Here is a 15,194-nt window from a genome sequence, read left to right on the forward strand (position 1 = left end):
TCAGACGCTATCCGTCCGTGCGGGAGCCGTCACCGGAATCGGGCGAACAGGCGCTTCCCCGGCTGCCACCTCGACCTCCAGCAGTGATGCGCCACGGCGCTCGGCCTCGAACGCCTCGACGCCGCCGCGCAGCCCCAACAGCCGCTTGGACAGCGCGATCCACAGCACCGCCAGCACGTTGAGGGTCAGCGTCGCGATCTTGACCCAGCTGACCTTCTCGGTCAGTTCGTAGACCTCCAGCGGCAGGAACGCGGCGGTCGCGACGACCGTCAGGTACTCCGCCCAGCGCTTGCCCCACCAGAGCCCGAACGCCTCGACGATCTCGATGAGCGCGTACACGAGCAGCGCGACGGCGACGATCACCAGCGTCGAGTGCTTGTAGTCGAAGGTCTTGCGGATGGTGTCGATGACCGGGGAGTGCTCCAGGTCGTAGTGGAAGTGCTTGGCGACCGGGCCGAAGACCGAGAGCTGATCCTCGAAGAGCTTGCGGACGGAGTCCTGGGAGTTGCTGAACTGCCACACCGCCCACGCGGCGAGCACGATGAAGACGCCGCGCACCAGCCGCTCGGCCGCCAGGAAGCGCAGGATGAACAGATCGCGCAGCGCCCGCCCGCGCGGTACCTCGGGTGCCTGGTCGGCCGGCCCCGAGCCGTGCGGCTCGCCCAGTGCGAAGTCACCGCAGCGCAGACAGCGCCAGACCTCGCCGACGGACGTGGTGGCGTGCAGCCGCTCGCGCAGATGGCGCTCGTCCGGCGCGTAGGTGATGTGGCCCCGGCGCGAGCAGTGGCGCCGGTCCCAGTCGAACTTCATCGGTCCCGTTCCCCCGGTTGTCGTCGTCCGTCGGTGTCTTTCACGTGTTCTACGTGGAGGGGGACGCTATCGCCCTCCCTCCGGTTCTCGACCCCCGGGGCGGGCCCAGGGAAGGAGGCGGCGATAAATGGACCGCCTTGTGATCACATTCACAGAGCATCCGGAGGATGCCCAGGCCTCTAGGCCGGGGAGGAATCCGGCTTCCTGCGTAGCGGGGCGGGGAGAACCGATTCGCCGGCGGGTGGATCGGCGGGAGTGGCCAGGGCGACCCCGGCAGGTGCGGGATGTCGGAGTTGATGGACAGCCGGTCGATACGTGTGCGATCGGTCACTCGTTCGTGTGATCGTCGGGGAATCCGAGCAGAGAAGCGAAAAACGCGACCCTACGGTCGCGTCATGACGACAACGGCCGCCGCCGACGGCGCCGGGCACGCCCGGTACACCTACCGGCTTCGCGTGTCGTCCACCGCGCTCGCCGCGCTGTCGGGCGAGTGGGACCGGTGCCGGTGGATCTGGAACGAGTGCGCGGCCCGGTCCAAGAAGGCATACCGGGACCAGGAGAAGTGTGGTCCGGCCCGGCTCGACGCGATGCTGACCGAGGCCCGCAGCCGTCAGGAATGGCTGCGCGAGGGCAGCAGCGTTCCGCAGCAGCAGATCATCCGGGATTTTGCCAGGTCCCGCGCCAAAGCACTCAAGGACATCAAGGCCCGGTTGCCGGTCAAGCAGCGCGCGGGGATGCCCCGGTACAAGAAGAAGGCCCTGGCCGACCCGACCCTCAACTACACCCAGCGCGGTTTCCGGTTGAAGGACGGACGCCTGCACCTCGCGGGGGGTATTTCGCTGACGGTGGTGTGGTCGCGGGACTTGCCCGCCGACCCCACGAGCGTGCGTATCCACCGCGACAGCATCGGGCACTGGTACGCCTCCTTCGTCGTCAAGACACAAGCGCAGCCGCTCCCCGCGACCGGCGCCGCGCTCGGCATCGACTGGGGCGTGAAGGAAACCGCGACCACCACCAGCGACGACCACGACCTCCCCCATCCCGGGCACGGCAAGAAGGCCGCCGGGAAGCTCGCCGGATATCAGCGGATGATGGCCCGCCGCAAGCCCAAGCGCGGGCAGGCCGCTTCGAAGGGATACCGGAAGGCGAAGCGGCAGGCCGCGATCACGCACAAGAAGATCGCCCGGCAGCGACAGGACACTGCCCGCAAGTGGGCCAAGCGTGCCGTGACGGATTTCGATCAGCTCGCGGTGGAGGACTTCCGGCCGAAGTTCCTCGCCAAATCCACCATGGCCCGCAAAGCGGCCGACGCGGCGATCTCCGCCACCAAGCACGAACTGATCAACATGGCGCGCAAACACCAGCGCATCCTGCATCTGGTGCACCCCGCGCACACCACCATGGACTGCGGACACTGCGGAGCGAGAACCAAGCACGCACTCCCGCTGTCGGAACGTACCTACACTTGCACCGCGTGCGGAGCCGTCTCCCCCCGAGATAAGAACTCCGCCCGCGTGATGCTCGTCCGGGCTGGTCTCATCCCGGCTGGCGTTGATCGTGGAAGACCTGATAGCCCGCCGGGCCGCCAGGCAACGTGAGCCAGGAATCCCCCTCCTTGGGAGGGGGAGGATGTCAAAAGAACCGCCCCCGTCGATGATGAGGAATCCGTGGACATCAAGACCGCCTCCGCCCTGCGCCGGCTCCGCCTGGTCTCCGCCCCCGAGGCGGTCTCCTTCCTCCTGCTGCTGCTCTGCTCGATCCTGAAGCGCACCACCGACTTCAACGCCGTCCCGGTCATGGGCATGGTGCACGGGGTGCTGTTCGTCCTCTACGTCGTCCTCTGGGCCCTGGCCTGGTACCGGGCCAAGTGGACGCTGGGCCGCGGCGCGCTCTACGCGGTGCTGTCCGTGCTCCCCACCGGCGGTTTCTTCGCCGAGCGCATGCTGCGCCGCGAGGCCGAGTCGGAGATCATCGCCGCCCGTGCCCGCCAGGAAGGCGTCGTCGCGTGATCGTCGCCTTCTCGGTCTCCCCGCTGGGCGTCGGCGAGGACGTGGGCGAGTACGTCGCCGACGCCGTCCGCGTCGTGCGGGAGTCCGGTCTCCCGAACCGCACCGATGCGATGTTCACCTCCATCGAGGGTGAGTGGGACGAGGTGATGGACGTCGTCAAGCGCGCCGTCGCCGCCGTCGAGGCCCGCGCGCCGCGCGTCTCCCTCGTGCTCAAGGCCGACATCCGGCCCGGCGTGACGGACGGGATGACGTCGAAGGTCGAGACCGTCGAGCGGTTCCTCGCTCCCGCCGCGGATTCCGCCGCGGCCCCCGCCGCCGGGAGCTGACGGACGCCGCTACCCCCCGCCGGTGGCGAGGGTGAGGCCGAGCGGGGTCCTTTCGTACAGCACCCGGTGGCCGTCGCGGTGCGAGGTGAGCAGGCCCGCGTCGCGCAGCACGGACAGATGCGCGGAGACCGACGACAGCGCGAGGTCGTGACGGCGGGCGAGCGCGCTGGTGGTCGCGGGCGCGTCCAGGTTGGTGAGGATCGCCGCCCGGTTGGGACCCAGCAGCCGGATCAGCGGCTCGGCGGGCGCGGGGCCCGGCACGGTCCACAGGGTGGCGGTGCCGCGCGCCGGATAGACCATCGTGGCCTGCCAGGGCGGGTCGAAGCCGCTCACCACGTCCGGCCGGACGAAGACGCTCGGCACCAGCAGCAGCCCTTCGCCGCCCAGCGTCCTGACGTGGTCGGTCCGCTGGTCCACCGTGAGCGTGCCGTCCGACCAGCTCACCTTCGGGTGCAGATCGGCGAAGAGCCGCTCCGGGCCGCCGTCGGCCAGCCGGCGCGAGTGGAAGGCCACATCGGCCTCCAGCACGGCGCGCATCCGGGGCCAGAACGGGGCGAGGAGCGTGTCCCAGACCCGGGCCATCAGCTCCGCGAGCTCGTCCACCGTCCGCGCCGGGTCGTCGAGCAGCGCCCGGGCCCGTTCGTCGGCGGCGGCACCCGGGATCACCGCCAGCGCCCTGGCCAGGTCCGCGTGGGCCACGGCCGGGTCGGTGCCGCGGACCCGGGCCAGCTCCTCGTCTATCGTGGCGAAGACCCCGTCGGGCGGCGGGCACAGGAAATCCGGGTTGTGGCCGCGCCGCGGCATCACCAGCTCGAAGGGGCTGAGATCGAGCCCACGGGCCACCGACCGGACCTGTCGCAGCCACGGCAGGTGGTACCCCTGGCGCGCGGGTGTCCGGAGGGTACGGATCGCCTCCTGGGTCTCCCAGAGCGGTGAGATCGCGAACCGGGAGGACAGCACATCGTCGGCCGTGAAGTGCATGTGGAACGGCATGACGTCTCCCAAGTTTCGTTTTCAGCCGAAACAGTAGAAGCCATGTCCCGATGTCCGCCAGGCTGCGTCCATGACAACGGAAAACTCAGACTCGGGACTTCAGAAAAGTGACGAGCCGACGTGCGACGGGACAGCGGGGACGACGGCCGATCCCGTCGAGCCGCAGCCCGTCGGATATCGCACGGTGTTCGCGGTCCGTGAGTTCCGGCCGATCTTCGCCGCCCACGTACTGTCCATGTTCGGCAGCTTCTTCGCCGAGGTCGCACTGGCGGTACTGGTGTTCCAACGCACCGGGTCCCCGTTGCTGACGTCTCTGATCTTCGCGCTCGGCATGCTGCCGTACGCGCTCAGCGGGGTGCTGCTCTCGGGGGTCTCCGACCGGTACCCTGCCCGCCGGGTGCTCGTGACGTGCGACCTGCTCTGCGCGGCCTGCGTCGGCGTCCTCGCGCTGCCGTTCACGCCGCTGGCGCTGCTGTTCCTGCTGCGGGCGGTCCTTGCGATGATCACGCCGCTCTTCCAGGGGACGCGGGCCGCGAGCCTCGCGGACATCCTGGAGGGCGATGTGTACGTCCTGGGCCGTTCGCTGCTGAGGATCGTCTCGCAGAGCGCGCAGATCATCGGGTTCGGGATCGGCGGCCTGGTGCTGGTGGTGCTGTCGCCGCGCGCCGCGCTCACCGTGGCCGTGGGGACCTTCCTCTGCTCGGCCGCGCTGCTGCGCTTCGGCACCCTGGACCGGCCGGCGCGGGTCACCGGCAGCGGCTCGATGATGCGGCAGTCGCTGCTCGGCGCCCGCGAGTTGCTGAGCCACCGCAGGATCCGGGCGCTGCTGCTGTGGTGGTGGGTGCCGCCGATGTTCTTCGCGGTGGCCGAGGGGCTGGCGACACCGTTCGCCGCCGCGGCCGGCGCCGGTTCCGCCGGGGTCGGTCTGCTGCTGGCGGCGATGCCGGCCGGAACGGTGATCAGCGAGCTGGCGGCCGGCACGCTGCTGTCACCGGCCGCGCGCACCTGGATCGCGATGCCGCTCGCCGGCCTGGCCCTGGTGCCGATGGTGCTGTTCGCCTTCCACCCGCCGCTGCCGGTGGCCATCGGCATCATGCTGGTGGTGGGGCTGTGTTCCGCCTACGCGCTCGGGATGGACAAGTGGTTCGTCGAGGCGGTGCCGGAGGAGATGCGCGGCCAGGCGATGTCGTTGCTGGGCGCGGGCATGATGACGCTCCAGGGCCTCGGCATGACGATCGGCGGCGCGATCGCCGAGGTCGCCCCGCCGTACGCCGTGATCGCCGGCGCCGGGAGTCTCGGTCTGGTGAGCACGCTGCTGGTGCTGCGCTCCGTGGCGGCGACCGGCCGCGGTGTGGTGGAGGCGGTCTGAGGCAGGAGATTCCTTTGCCGCTGGTCGACGCGCGTAACACCTCCCGGGCACCGGCCGGTTCCGGCCGGCCGGCGCCGTACGGTTCAGCGCCGCGCCAGGTACGCGTTCATCGCCCGGTGCAGGGTCTTGTTGACCGCGCCCTGGAGCGGCAGCTCCCACTCGCCGAGCGTCTCCACCGCCTCGCCGCCGGTACCGAGCTTCCAGCGCAACAGTCCGAACGAGCGCGCGTCCGGGTCCAGGCTGTCCGGTACGCCCCGCATGTCGTACACGGACGCGCCCAGCACGTGCGCGTCGCAGAGCATCCGCCACTGCAGCGCGTTGCTCGGCCGCACCTCGCGGCGGTGATCGGCGGAGGCGCCCGTCTGGTACCAGACGCGGGACCCGTCCGGTGAGACGAGCAGGGTGTGCGCGGCGAGGATCTCGCCGCCGTGGCGGGCGGTGTAGAGCCGCATGGCGCCCGGCCGTTCCGCGTTCAGCACCTCGTACTGGCGCCGGTAGTAGGCCAGGTCGCGCCCCAGCCGGAAGCCGTCGCGCCGCTCCGTGACGCCCAGCAGCTCATGGAAGGCCGCCATCTCCTCCAGGCCCCCGACGGCGGTCTCCACCCCCGCTTTGGCTGCCTTCTTGACGTTCCGCCGCCATTCCTGGTTCAGCCCGGTCCACAGGTCGTCGAGGCCGCGGCCGGCCAGCGGTATCTCGAAGATCAGCCGGGGCTGGGCGTCCCCGTTGGCGCCGTCCTCGCCGCCGCGCCGCCAGCCCGCCTCGCGCAGCCGGTCGGCGACCGCGGCGCCCAGCGGGTCCACCAGGTCCGGCAGGACGTCGCCCATCCGGCGGCCGGGCGCCACCGCCTCCTTGAGGGTGCGCGCCGACCACCGCCGGTACGGCAGCGGCGGCCCCATCCGTACGGCGAAGGCGCCGGTGCCGCGCAGATGGTCCAGAAGCGGCTCCAGCAGGCGGTCCAGGTTCGGGTCGGACCAGTCCAGCACCGGGCCCTCCGGGAGGTACGCGAACGATCTCCGGGTGCCGGGCAGCTGCCGGTACAGCACCAGTGCCGAGCCGACCATCGCCCCGGTGTCGTCGAACCAGCCCAGACTCTCGGCCGACCAGCCCGGTTTGACCCGGGCCCAGGAGGGGCTCTGCAGGAAACTGACCGAGCGCGGGCCGCGCCGCCGCACGAACGCCAGGTGTTCGTCCTCCGGGACGGGACGCAGTCGCAGTCGTGGCGCCGGGCCGGGGAGGGCGTTGCGGGCGGCGTCCTGGTGGGTGGTCATCGTCAAGGTCGTCCTCCGCGGTGCGGTGGGCCTGGTGGCCCGCTCACCTCTCTCACGCCCCACAGGACCGCTATGTGACAGAGATGTTCGCGACAGCGCGCACCGGTTTCCCAAGCGGCCCCGGGACGGGCAGACTTCGGCGTCTGCGCGGCCGACGGCCGCGACCGGCCGGGGAGCACAACGGGTGACATCAGCAGTGGGCAGTGACGCGGGGACCGGCGATCCCGGCGGTCAGGACGCGGTGCGCAGCGCCCCCTTCGGCGGCCCCTGCCCGCCGGAAGCCGCAGCCCCTCCCGCTCCCATGGAGCCGGCCGCCGCCTCCTCCACCACGACCGACACCGCGGCCTCGCTGAAACGCAGCGGCAGCGTCATGGCCCTGGGCTCGCTCGCCTCGCGCGCCACCGGGTTCGTGCGCAGCGGCATCATCACCGCCGCGCTCGGCACCACCCTGCTCGGTGACGCGTTCAGCGTCGCGAACACCGTCCCGAACATCCTGTACATCATGCTCATCGGCGGGGCGCTGAACTCGGTGTTCGTCCCTCAGCTGGTGCGTGCCGCCAAGGAGCACGCCGACGGCGGCGCCGCCTACACCGACCGGCTGCTCACCGTCTGCCTGGCCGCGCTGCTGGTGATCACGGCCGGCGCCGCGCTCGCCGCCCCCTGGCTGGTCAGCGCGTACGGGCCGGACTTCACCAGTGCCCAGCGCGACCTGACGATCGCGCTCGCCCGGTACTGCCTGCCGCAGATCCTCTTCTACGGCGTGTTCACCCTGCTCGGCCAGATCCTCACCGCCCGCGACCGGTTCGGCGCCATGATGTGGTCGCCGGTCCTGAACAACGTCGTCGTCATCGCGGTGTTCGGCCTGTACCTCGCGGTCGCGCACGACACGACCGCCGCCGGCACCATGAGCGACGCCAACGCGCTGCTCCTGGGGCTCGGCTCCACCGCGGGCATCGCCGTGCAGGCCCTGGCGCTGATCCCGGCCCTGCGCGGCGCCGGATTCCGCTGGCGGCCCCGTTTCGACTGGCGCGGCTCCGGGCTCATGCAGCCCATGCGGGCCGCCGGGTGGACGCTGCTGCTGGTCTTCGTCAACCAGATCGCCTACTGGGTCGTCACCCGGCTCGCCACCTCGGCCGGTGCCCACGCGCTGGCCGGCGGCAGTCCCGTGGGTGTCGGCTTCGCCGCCTACAGCAACGCCTACCTGCTGTGGGTCGTGCCCCAGGGGATCATCACCGTCTCCCTCGTCACCGCCCTGCTGCCGCGGATGAGCCGGGCCGCCACCGAGGGCGACCACGCGCGGATCGGCGCCGACCTGTCGTACGGGCTGCGCGGCTCGGCCGCCGCGATCGTGCCGGCGGTGCTGGCCTTCCTGGCGCTCGGCCCGCAGATCACCGGGGTCGTCTTCCAGCACGGCCGCACCACCGACGCGGACGCCCAGGCCATCGCCTGGATCCTGATGGCGTTCGCCCTCGGCCTGCCGGCCTTCGCCGGCCAGTACCTGCTGGCCCGCGGCTTCTACGCGCTCGGCGACACCCGTACGCCCTTCTTCCTCAACGTCGTCATCGCCGCCGTCAACGCCGGGCTCGCCGTCGCCTCGTACACGCTGCTGCCGGCCCGCTGGGCCGTGGCCGGCATGGCGGGCGGTTACGCCATCGCCTGCTGCGCCGGGCTGGCGTGCACCACCTGGGTGCTGCGCCGGCGGCTGAACTGGCGGCCCGCGGTCCTGGGCATGCACGTCCGGCTGGCCGTCGCGTGCCTGCCGGGCGCGGCCGCCGCGTACGGGATCGCGCAGAGCAGCGGGCGGCTGCTCGGCACCGGCTTCGCCGGGGACTGCGCCGGGCTGCTGCTCGGCGGCGCCGCCCTCGGCTGCTCCGTTCTGGTCCTGGCGGGCCCGTTGCGGCTGACCGAGGTGCAGTCGCTGGCCGCCCCGGTCCTGCGGCGGCTGCCCGGCCGCTGAAAGTTTTCCTGATTTCGTTGTCACCTTTCGGGCCCGCCGTGCGTGTAGGTAGCGGGAGGGACATTGAACATCCGTACGACACACGCGCCTCCGGGGTGGGTGTGAGCCCGGGCGCGACGCCGCAGGACGACTTCGACGAGTTCTACGCCGTCACCGCGAAACGCCTGGTCGCCGCGGTGTACGCGGTGACCGGCGATCTCGGCGAGGCCGAGGACGCCGTGCAGGAGGCGTATGCCCGTGCGTGGCAGCGGTGGGCGAAGCTCACGGCCGAGGGGGACCCGACGCCGTGGGTGCGGACGGTGGCTCTGCGGCTGGCGGTGAGCACGTGGCGCAAGACACGCAACCGGGTACGGGCACACTTCAGGTACGGGGTGCCGGCGGACGCGCCCGCGCTGGCACCCGACCGGGTGGCTCTGATCGCCGCTTTGCGTGAGCTCGGCGAGGAGCAGCGCACGGCCGTCGTGCTGCACCATTTGATGGACCTGCCGGTCGAGGAGGTCGCCCGGGAGACCGGAGTGTCCAACGCGGCGGTACGAACCCGGCTCAGCCGCGCACGCAGGGCGCTGGGCGACCGGCTGACCGAGGAAGAGGAGGTGCCCCTCCATGGCTGACCCGCTCGACGACCGTCTCCGGGACCTGGCTCGCGACACCGAGCCGCTGATCCTCCTCGCCGGCCCCGCGGACGTCCGCAGGCGTGGGGAGCGCCGCCGTGCCCGGCGCCGGGTCGGCGCGGTGGCCGTGGTGGCCGCGGCCGCGCTGGCCGTCGGCTCCTGGGCGGTCCTGCCCCGGCTGGAGAGCGGCGCGCAGCCCCCGGCGGTCAGTGGTTCCCCCTCGCCGGACCCGCTGCCGACCGAGCCGCTGACCGGCGCGCTGCTCCGGCCGACCGCGCTGCCCTGGGACTCCTACTGGCACTGGCGCACCGTCGCGGGGGACGTCTCGGCGAAGATCCCGCTCATGCACTGCGGAACGTCGCTGTACGATCCGGCCTCGGCGAGTGTCCGTTTCTATCAGGGGAACGCGAACAGCAGCGCGCGGTACGCGATCCATGACCTTGGTGACGGGGCCAAGGCTGCTGCCGAACTGAACCGCATACGTGATGAATTGGGCAAATGCGGACTAGTTGCTGCCTACACTGGGAAGGAGGAGGGGACCATGGAGACCGTGTTCCGCGTCTATGCGACAACGAAGCTGGGCAGCCAGGTGAGCCAGGTCTGGCTGGCGGACCGGGGCCGGTACGTGTCGGTGCTCCAGGTGGTCATGCCGGCGAGCGCGCGCCCGAATCCGCCGTACTTCGACGGGACGCCGGTGCAGTGCATGGCGCGGTCCCTCGAGAAGCTCGTTCCCCCCTCCGTCCCGGCCACCCCCACCCCCAGTACTTCTCCGCCGTCCGCATTCGCCGGGGGCTCCGGGGGCTCGATCGGGGGCTCGGCCGGCGGCACCGGCCCGGCGACCGAGGGCGGCGTCCCGTCGGTCCCGCCGCCCGATCCGAAGTTCCCGCCGGACTACGTCCCCCCGACTTCTTCCGACCGCTGCTGATGAGGACATTTCCCGTGACACCCATACGAACGTCCCGCATTCCCTTTTCCCGTATACGTGCCCTGGCCGTGCCGGCCCTGCTGGCCGTCGCGCTGACCGCCTGTGGCGGCAGCGGTGGTGATGACAACGCCAAGGGCGGCAGCGACAAGGGCGGCGCCGGCGCCCCGGCGGCCGTGCCGGTCACCGTGTCGCCCGCCAACGGCAAGACCGGGGTCGACCCCGGCAGCCCGGTGAAGGTGTCGCTGACCGAGGGCACCATCGGCGCGGTGACCGTCACCGCCGCGGCCAAGAGCAACGACGGCGTCGAGGCCGTGGAGGTCACCGGCAAGCTGGACGCCACCAAGCACAGCTGGCTGTCCGACCGCACGATGACCCCCGGCACCGCCTACACGGTGAAGGTCACCGCGGCCGACAAGTCCGGCGCGCAGAAGGAGCAGACCAGCACCTTCACCACGCTGGCCGCGGCCAAGACCAACGGCGTCACCGTCACCCCGGTGGGCAACGCGGTGGTCGGCGTCGGCCAGCCGGTCTCCATCGCCTTCGACAAGCCGGTCACCAACCGCGCGGCCGTCGAGAAGCAGCTGTCCGTGACGACGACGCCCGCCGTGCAGGGCAGCTGGGGCTGGATCACCGACCCGCTGACCGGCACCCAGCGCGCCGACTGGCGGCCGGCCGCGTACTGGGCCAAGGGCACCAAGGTCACGATGACGGCCAAGCTCAGCGGCCTCGACACCGGCGGCGGCCGCTACCTGCGCCGCGATGTCACCTCCACCTTCACCATCGGCACCGCCCGGGTCTCCAAGGTCGACATCGGCGCCAAGAAGATGACGGTCACCGAGGACGGAAAGACCGTCAAGGTCATCAACATCTCGGCGGGCAAGAGCGACTTCCCGACCTGGAACGGCCGCATGGTCGTGCTCAGCAAGCAGTCCACGATCCACATGACGTCGACGTCGGTCGGCATCGCCACCAACAAGGACGCCGCGGACTTCTACGACAAGGACGTCAAGATGGCGGTGCACCTGACCACCTCGGGCACCTTCGTCCACGCCGCTCCGTGGAACGACGCCAACATGGGCAAGGCGAACACCAGCCACGGCTGCGTCGGGATGTCGGACGCGGACGCCAAGTGGTTCTTCGACAAGGCCGTCCGCGGTGATGTCGTCGAGGTCGCCGGATCGACCCGCGCCACCGTCGACAAGGGCAACGGCTACGGCGACTGGAACCTCACCGCCGAGGCGTGGGCGAAGCTGAGCGCCCTGTCCTGACCCGTCCTTGAATCCGTCCCGGGCCCGTTCCGGAACCGGTCGCCGAGCCTGCGCTCGCACCCGTTCCCGAACGGGCCCGGGTGTCTCCGGTTCCGATGGACGAGACAGCCTCTCCCACTATGTGACCGACCGGTAGGCTCATCGGCGTGCCGAAGCCCCTGAGCCTGCCCTTCGACCCCATCGCCCGCGCCGACGAGCTGTGGACCCAGCGCTGGGGACGCGTTCCGTCGATGGGCGCCATCACCTCGATCATGCGCGCCCAGCAGATCCTGCTGGGCCAGGTGGACGCCGTCGTCAAGCCGTACGGGCTGACCTTCGCCCGCTACGAGGCGCTGGTGCTGCTCACCTTCAGCAAGGCCGGCGAACTGCCGATGTCGAAGATCGGCGAGCGGCTGATGGTGCACCCCACGTCGGTCACCAACACCGTGGACCGCCTCGTCGGCTCCGGCCTGGTCGCCAAGCGCCCCAACCCGAACGATGGACGCGGCACCCTCGCCTCCATCACCGACAAGGGCCGTGAGGTGGTCGACGCGGCCACCCGGGACCTGATGGCGATGGACTTCGGCCTGGGCGTCTACGACGCCGAGGAGTGCGGTGAGATCTTCGCGTCGTTGCGCCCGCTGCGGATAGCCGCGGGCGACTTCGAGGACGGGCGCTGAAGCGTCCGGCGTTCGAGGAGGGGCGTGAGGGCGCCGGAATCGCACCGGTTACGCTCAATGCCATGAAACAAGGGACGCTGACCCGCTACCGCGTGATGGCCTATGTGACCGGCGTCCTGCTGGTCCTCCTCACCCTGGGCGTGATCGCGAAGTACCTCCTCGACATGAACGGCGCGGCCGGCTTCGTCACCGCCGTCGGGATCGCCCATGGCTGGCTCTACGTGGTCTACGTGGTGTTCGCCTTCGACCTGGGCTCCAAGGCGAAGTGGCCGCTGGGCAAGCTGGCCTGGGTGCTGCTGGCGGGCACGATCCCGACCGCCGCCTTCTTCGTCGAGCGCAACGTGACGCGCGAGGTGGCCCCGCTGGTCGTCGCCGCGAACGGCGAGCCGGCCCAGGTCTGACGCCCGTCGTGTGACACCTTGGACGTGACGTTTGGACGTGACGTACGGGGTGTGACACATGGCACGTGACGCATCGCACCGCCCTTCCCCGCAAGGGGTGGGCGGTTTGCCATCGACATTTACTAGGACGTCCTAGTAAATTCGAGGGTATGGACGCCGAAGGCATCGAAGAGGGCCGCCAGCGCTGGCAGGCCCGGTACGACGCGGCTCGTAAGCGGGACGCGGACTTCACCACGCTCTCCGGGGATCCGGTCGAGCCCGTGTACGGGCCCGCCCCCGGTGACACCGTGGACGGCTTCGAGCGGATCGGATGGCCCGGCGAGTACCCGTTCACCCGCGGTCTGCACCCGACCGGCTACCGGGGCCGTACGTGGACGATCCGGCAGTTCGCCGGCTTCGGCAACGCCGAGCAGACGAACGAGCGCTACAAGATGATCCTGGAGGCCGGCGGCGGCGGTCTCTCCGTCGCCTTCGACATGCCGACCCTGATGGGCCGCGACTCCGACGACAGCATGGCGCTGGGCGAGGTCGGCCACTGCGGTGTCGCCATCGACTCGGCCGCCGACATGGAGGTGCTCTTCGCGGGCATCCCGCTCGGCGACGTCACCACCTCGATGACGATCTCCGGCCCGGCCGTTCCGGTCTTCTGCATGTACCTGGTCGCCGCCGAGCGGCAGGGCGTCGATCCGGCCCTGCTCAACGGCACGCTGCAGACCGACATCTTCAAGGAGTACATCGCGCAGAAGGAGTGGCTCTTCGCTCCCGAGCCCCATCTGCGCCTCATCGGCGACCTCATGGAGCACTGCGCGACGGGCATCCCCGCGTACAAGCCGCTCTCCGTCTCCGGCTACCACATCCGCGAGGCCGGCTCCACGGCCGCGCAGGAGCTCGCGTACACCCTCGCCGACGGCTTCGGCTACGTCGAGCTGGGGCTGTCGCGCGGAATGGACGTCGACGCGTTCGCCCCCGGGCTGTCGTTCTTCTTCGACGCGCACCTCGACTTCTTCGAGGAGATCGCCAAGTTCCGCGCCGCCCGCCGCATCTGGGCGCGCTGGATGCGCGACGAGTACGGCGCCAAGACCGACAAGGCGCAGTGGCTGCGGTTCCACACCCAGACCGCGGGTGTCTCGCTCACCGCCCAGCAGCCCTACAACAACGTCGTGCGCACCGCCGTGGAGGCGCTGGCCGCCGTCCTGGGCGGCACCAACTCGCTGCACACCAACGCCCTCGACGAGACCCTCGCGCTGCCGAGCGAGCAGGCCGCGGAGATCGCGCTGCGCACCCAGCAGGTCCTGATGGAGGAGACCGGCGTCGCGAACGTCGCCGACCCGCTGGGCGGCTCCTGGTACGTCGAGGCCCTCACCGACCGGATCGAGGCCGACGCCGAGAAGATCTTCGACAAGATCAGGGCGCTCGGCGCGAAGGCGGTCCCCAGCGGCAAGCACTCTGTCGGCCCCATCACCAGCGGCATCCTGCGCGGTATCGAGGACGGCTACTTCACCGGCGAGACCGCCGAGTCGGCCTTCCAGTACCAGCGCGCCCTGGAGAAGGGCGAGAAGCGCGTCGTCGGCGTCAACTGCCACCACGGCTCGGTCACCGGTGACCTGGAGATCCTGCGGGTCAGCCACGAGGTCGAGCGCGAGCAGGTGCGCGTGCTGGCCGCCCGCAAGGCGGCCCGTGACGACAGTGCCGTCCAGGAGGCCCTCGCCGCCATGCTCGCCGCGGCCCGGGACGGCTCGAACATGATCGTCCCGATGCTGGCGGCAGCCCGCGCCGAGGCCACCCTCGGCGAGATCTGCGGTGTCCTGCGCGAGGAGTGGGGCACGTACACAGAACCGGCCCGCTTCTGAGCCGAGATCGGGGGCTCCGCTTCACCCCGGACGGGGGGAGCGGAGCCCACGAGCGCGTGTTCCGCGACCACAGCGAATAGGCTGGAAGCGGTTCGAAGAACACCGCTGGAGGGACCGCCGTGGAGTACGCCCGCATGCGTCTTATCGCCGATGAGTTGTCCACCAGGCCGGAAGCCTGGGCCGTTGAGATCAGCGGCGGAGAGATCATCATGATAACGAGCCCGGCGAAGCGGCATGAATTCATCTCGTTCCAGATCGCTGACCAGCTCAACGACCAGCTCAGGGGCACGACCCCGCGAGTGATCGCGCAGTCCGGTGCCGAGATCGAGGACCCGCGCGGGGCAGCAGCTCTGCGCCGTCCGGACATCACGATCCTTCCCATGGATGTCCTTGATGAGGACGGCGACACCGTTGACCCCGCGGATGTGACGGCAGTCGTGGAAGTCGTATCGAGGTCGAACCCGGAGAACGACTACGAGGGCAAGACCCGCGACTACGCGGTGATGGGTATCCCCTACTACCTGCTTGTGGATCCCCGCAAGGGCACCGGTCTTGTCCTGTCCCAGCCGCGCTCCACGCCGGAGGGTCAGCGGTATGCGGCCCGCGTCGAGTTCCTGTTCGGTGAGACGGTGCAGGTGGGCGAATGGCACGTCGATACGGAGGGCTTCCCGTTGTACGGAGCGCCGGGCGCCGGCAGCCGGTAAGGCACCTGCGTGCCGGGGCGGCTCGCGGGCGGAGCGGGGGGCGT

General features: G+C 70.8%; 15 protein-coding genes. 12 read left to right on the plus strand and 3 right to left on the minus strand.

The window, feature by feature from the left end; translation table 11 throughout:
* Positions 1–810, minus strand: coding sequence for a DUF2127 domain-containing protein (locus C8250_RS29210; RefSeq protein ID WP_138357142.1), 810 nt, complete (start codon positions 808–810; stop codon positions 1–3).
* Positions 811–1,205: 395 nt separating this feature from the next.
* On the opposite strand from C8250_RS29210, the gene C8250_RS29215 reads away from it, so the two are divergent.
* The 3 genes from C8250_RS29215 to C8250_RS29225 all read left to right on the plus strand — a co-directional run bounded on the left by C8250_RS29215 (position 1,206) and on the right by C8250_RS29225 (position 3,145).
* Positions 1,206–2,408 carry an RNA-guided endonuclease TnpB family protein gene (locus tag C8250_RS29215; protein ID WP_138357141.1) on the plus strand — a complete coding sequence of 401 codons (1,203 nt, stop codon included), beginning with the start codon at positions 1,206–1,208 and terminating at the stop codon, positions 2,406–2,408.
* A 69-nt stretch (positions 2,409–2,477) separates the two neighbouring features.
* Positions 2,478–2,819: a DUF3817 domain-containing protein gene (locus C8250_RS29220; protein WP_138357140.1), complete on the plus strand. Its 342-nt coding sequence runs from the start codon at positions 2,478–2,480 to the stop codon at positions 2,817–2,819.
* Positions 2,816–3,145 carry an MTH1187 family thiamine-binding protein gene (locus tag C8250_RS29225; RefSeq protein WP_138357139.1) on the plus strand — a complete coding sequence of 110 codons (330 nt, stop codon included), beginning with the start codon at positions 2,816–2,818 and terminating at the stop codon, positions 3,143–3,145. The genes C8250_RS29220 and C8250_RS29225 overlap by 4 nt, the downstream gene beginning before the upstream one ends.
* A gap of 9 nt (positions 3,146–3,154) precedes the next feature.
* On the opposite strand, the gene C8250_RS29230 is transcribed toward C8250_RS29225, so the two are convergent.
* The gene (locus tag C8250_RS29230; protein ID WP_138357138.1) at positions 3,155–4,138 is read right to left on the minus strand and encodes a DUF5937 family protein; all 984 of its coding nucleotides are present in this window, start codon (positions 4,136–4,138) and stop codon (positions 3,155–3,157) included.
* A 70-nt stretch (positions 4,139–4,208) separates the two neighbouring features.
* Here C8250_RS29230 and C8250_RS29235 point away from each other — a divergent pair, with 70 nt between their 5' ends.
* The gene (locus tag C8250_RS29235) at positions 4,209–5,507 is read left to right on the plus strand and encodes an MFS transporter (protein WP_138357137.1); all 1,299 of its coding nucleotides are present in this window, start codon (positions 4,209–4,211) and stop codon (positions 5,505–5,507) included.
* 83 nt (positions 5,508–5,590) lie between these two features.
* On the opposite strand, the gene C8250_RS29240 is transcribed toward C8250_RS29235, so the two are convergent.
* The gene (locus C8250_RS29240; RefSeq protein ID WP_138357136.1) at positions 5,591–6,775 is read right to left on the minus strand and encodes a peptidoglycan bridge formation glycyltransferase FemA/FemB family protein; all 1,185 of its coding nucleotides are present in this window, start codon (positions 6,773–6,775) and stop codon (positions 5,591–5,593) included.
* Positions 6,776–7,076: 301 nt separating this feature from the next.
* Between C8250_RS29240 and murJ the strand changes: the two genes are divergently transcribed.
* The 8 genes from murJ (at position 7,077) to C8250_RS29280 (ending at position 15,150) form a co-directional block, all read left to right on the plus strand.
* Entirely contained in the window at positions 7,077–8,732 is a 1,656-nt protein-coding gene (murJ, locus tag C8250_RS29245) for a murein biosynthesis integral membrane protein MurJ (RefSeq protein WP_138357155.1), read from the plus strand.
* 101 nt (positions 8,733–8,833) lie between these two features.
* Positions 8,834–9,343 (plus strand): SigE family RNA polymerase sigma factor, encoded by a 510-nt coding sequence (locus C8250_RS29250; RefSeq protein ID WP_138357135.1) that lies wholly within the window; start codon positions 8,834–8,836, stop codon positions 9,341–9,343.
* On the plus strand, positions 9,336–10,268 hold the full coding sequence (locus C8250_RS29255; protein WP_138357134.1) for a hypothetical protein: 933 nt from the start codon (positions 9,336–9,338) through the stop codon (positions 10,266–10,268). Before C8250_RS29250 ends, C8250_RS29255 begins: the two co-directional genes overlap by 8 nt.
* 14 nt (positions 10,269–10,282) lie before the next feature.
* Positions 10,283–11,536 (plus strand): Ig-like domain-containing protein, encoded by a 1,254-nt coding sequence (locus tag C8250_RS29260; RefSeq protein WP_244809436.1) that lies wholly within the window; start codon positions 10,283–10,285, stop codon positions 11,534–11,536.
* 146 nt (positions 11,537–11,682) lie between these two features.
* Positions 11,683–12,195 carry a MarR family transcriptional regulator gene (locus C8250_RS29265; protein ID WP_138357132.1) on the plus strand — a complete coding sequence of 171 codons (513 nt, stop codon included), beginning with the start codon at positions 11,683–11,685 and terminating at the stop codon, positions 12,193–12,195.
* Positions 12,196–12,257: 62 nt separating this feature from the next.
* Positions 12,258–12,596, plus strand: a complete 339-nt coding sequence (locus C8250_RS29270; protein ID WP_138357131.1) for a DUF3817 domain-containing protein — start codon at positions 12,258–12,260, stop codon at positions 12,594–12,596.
* Positions 12,597–12,745: 149 nt separating this feature from the next.
* Positions 12,746–14,446 (plus strand): methylmalonyl-CoA mutase family protein, encoded by a 1,701-nt coding sequence (locus C8250_RS29275; protein ID WP_138357130.1) that lies wholly within the window; start codon positions 12,746–12,748, stop codon positions 14,444–14,446.
* Positions 14,447–14,565: 119 nt separating this feature from the next.
* Positions 14,566–15,150: a Uma2 family endonuclease gene (locus C8250_RS29280; protein ID WP_138357129.1), complete on the plus strand. Its 585-nt coding sequence runs from the start codon at positions 14,566–14,568 to the stop codon at positions 15,148–15,150.
* Positions 15,151–15,194: the final 44 nt, after the last annotated feature.

It is taken from the genome of Streptomyces sp. So13.3 (genome assembly GCF_005860785.2).
GTDB lineage: Bacteria > Actinomycetota > Actinomycetes > Streptomycetales > Streptomycetaceae > Actinacidiphila > Actinacidiphila fildesensis.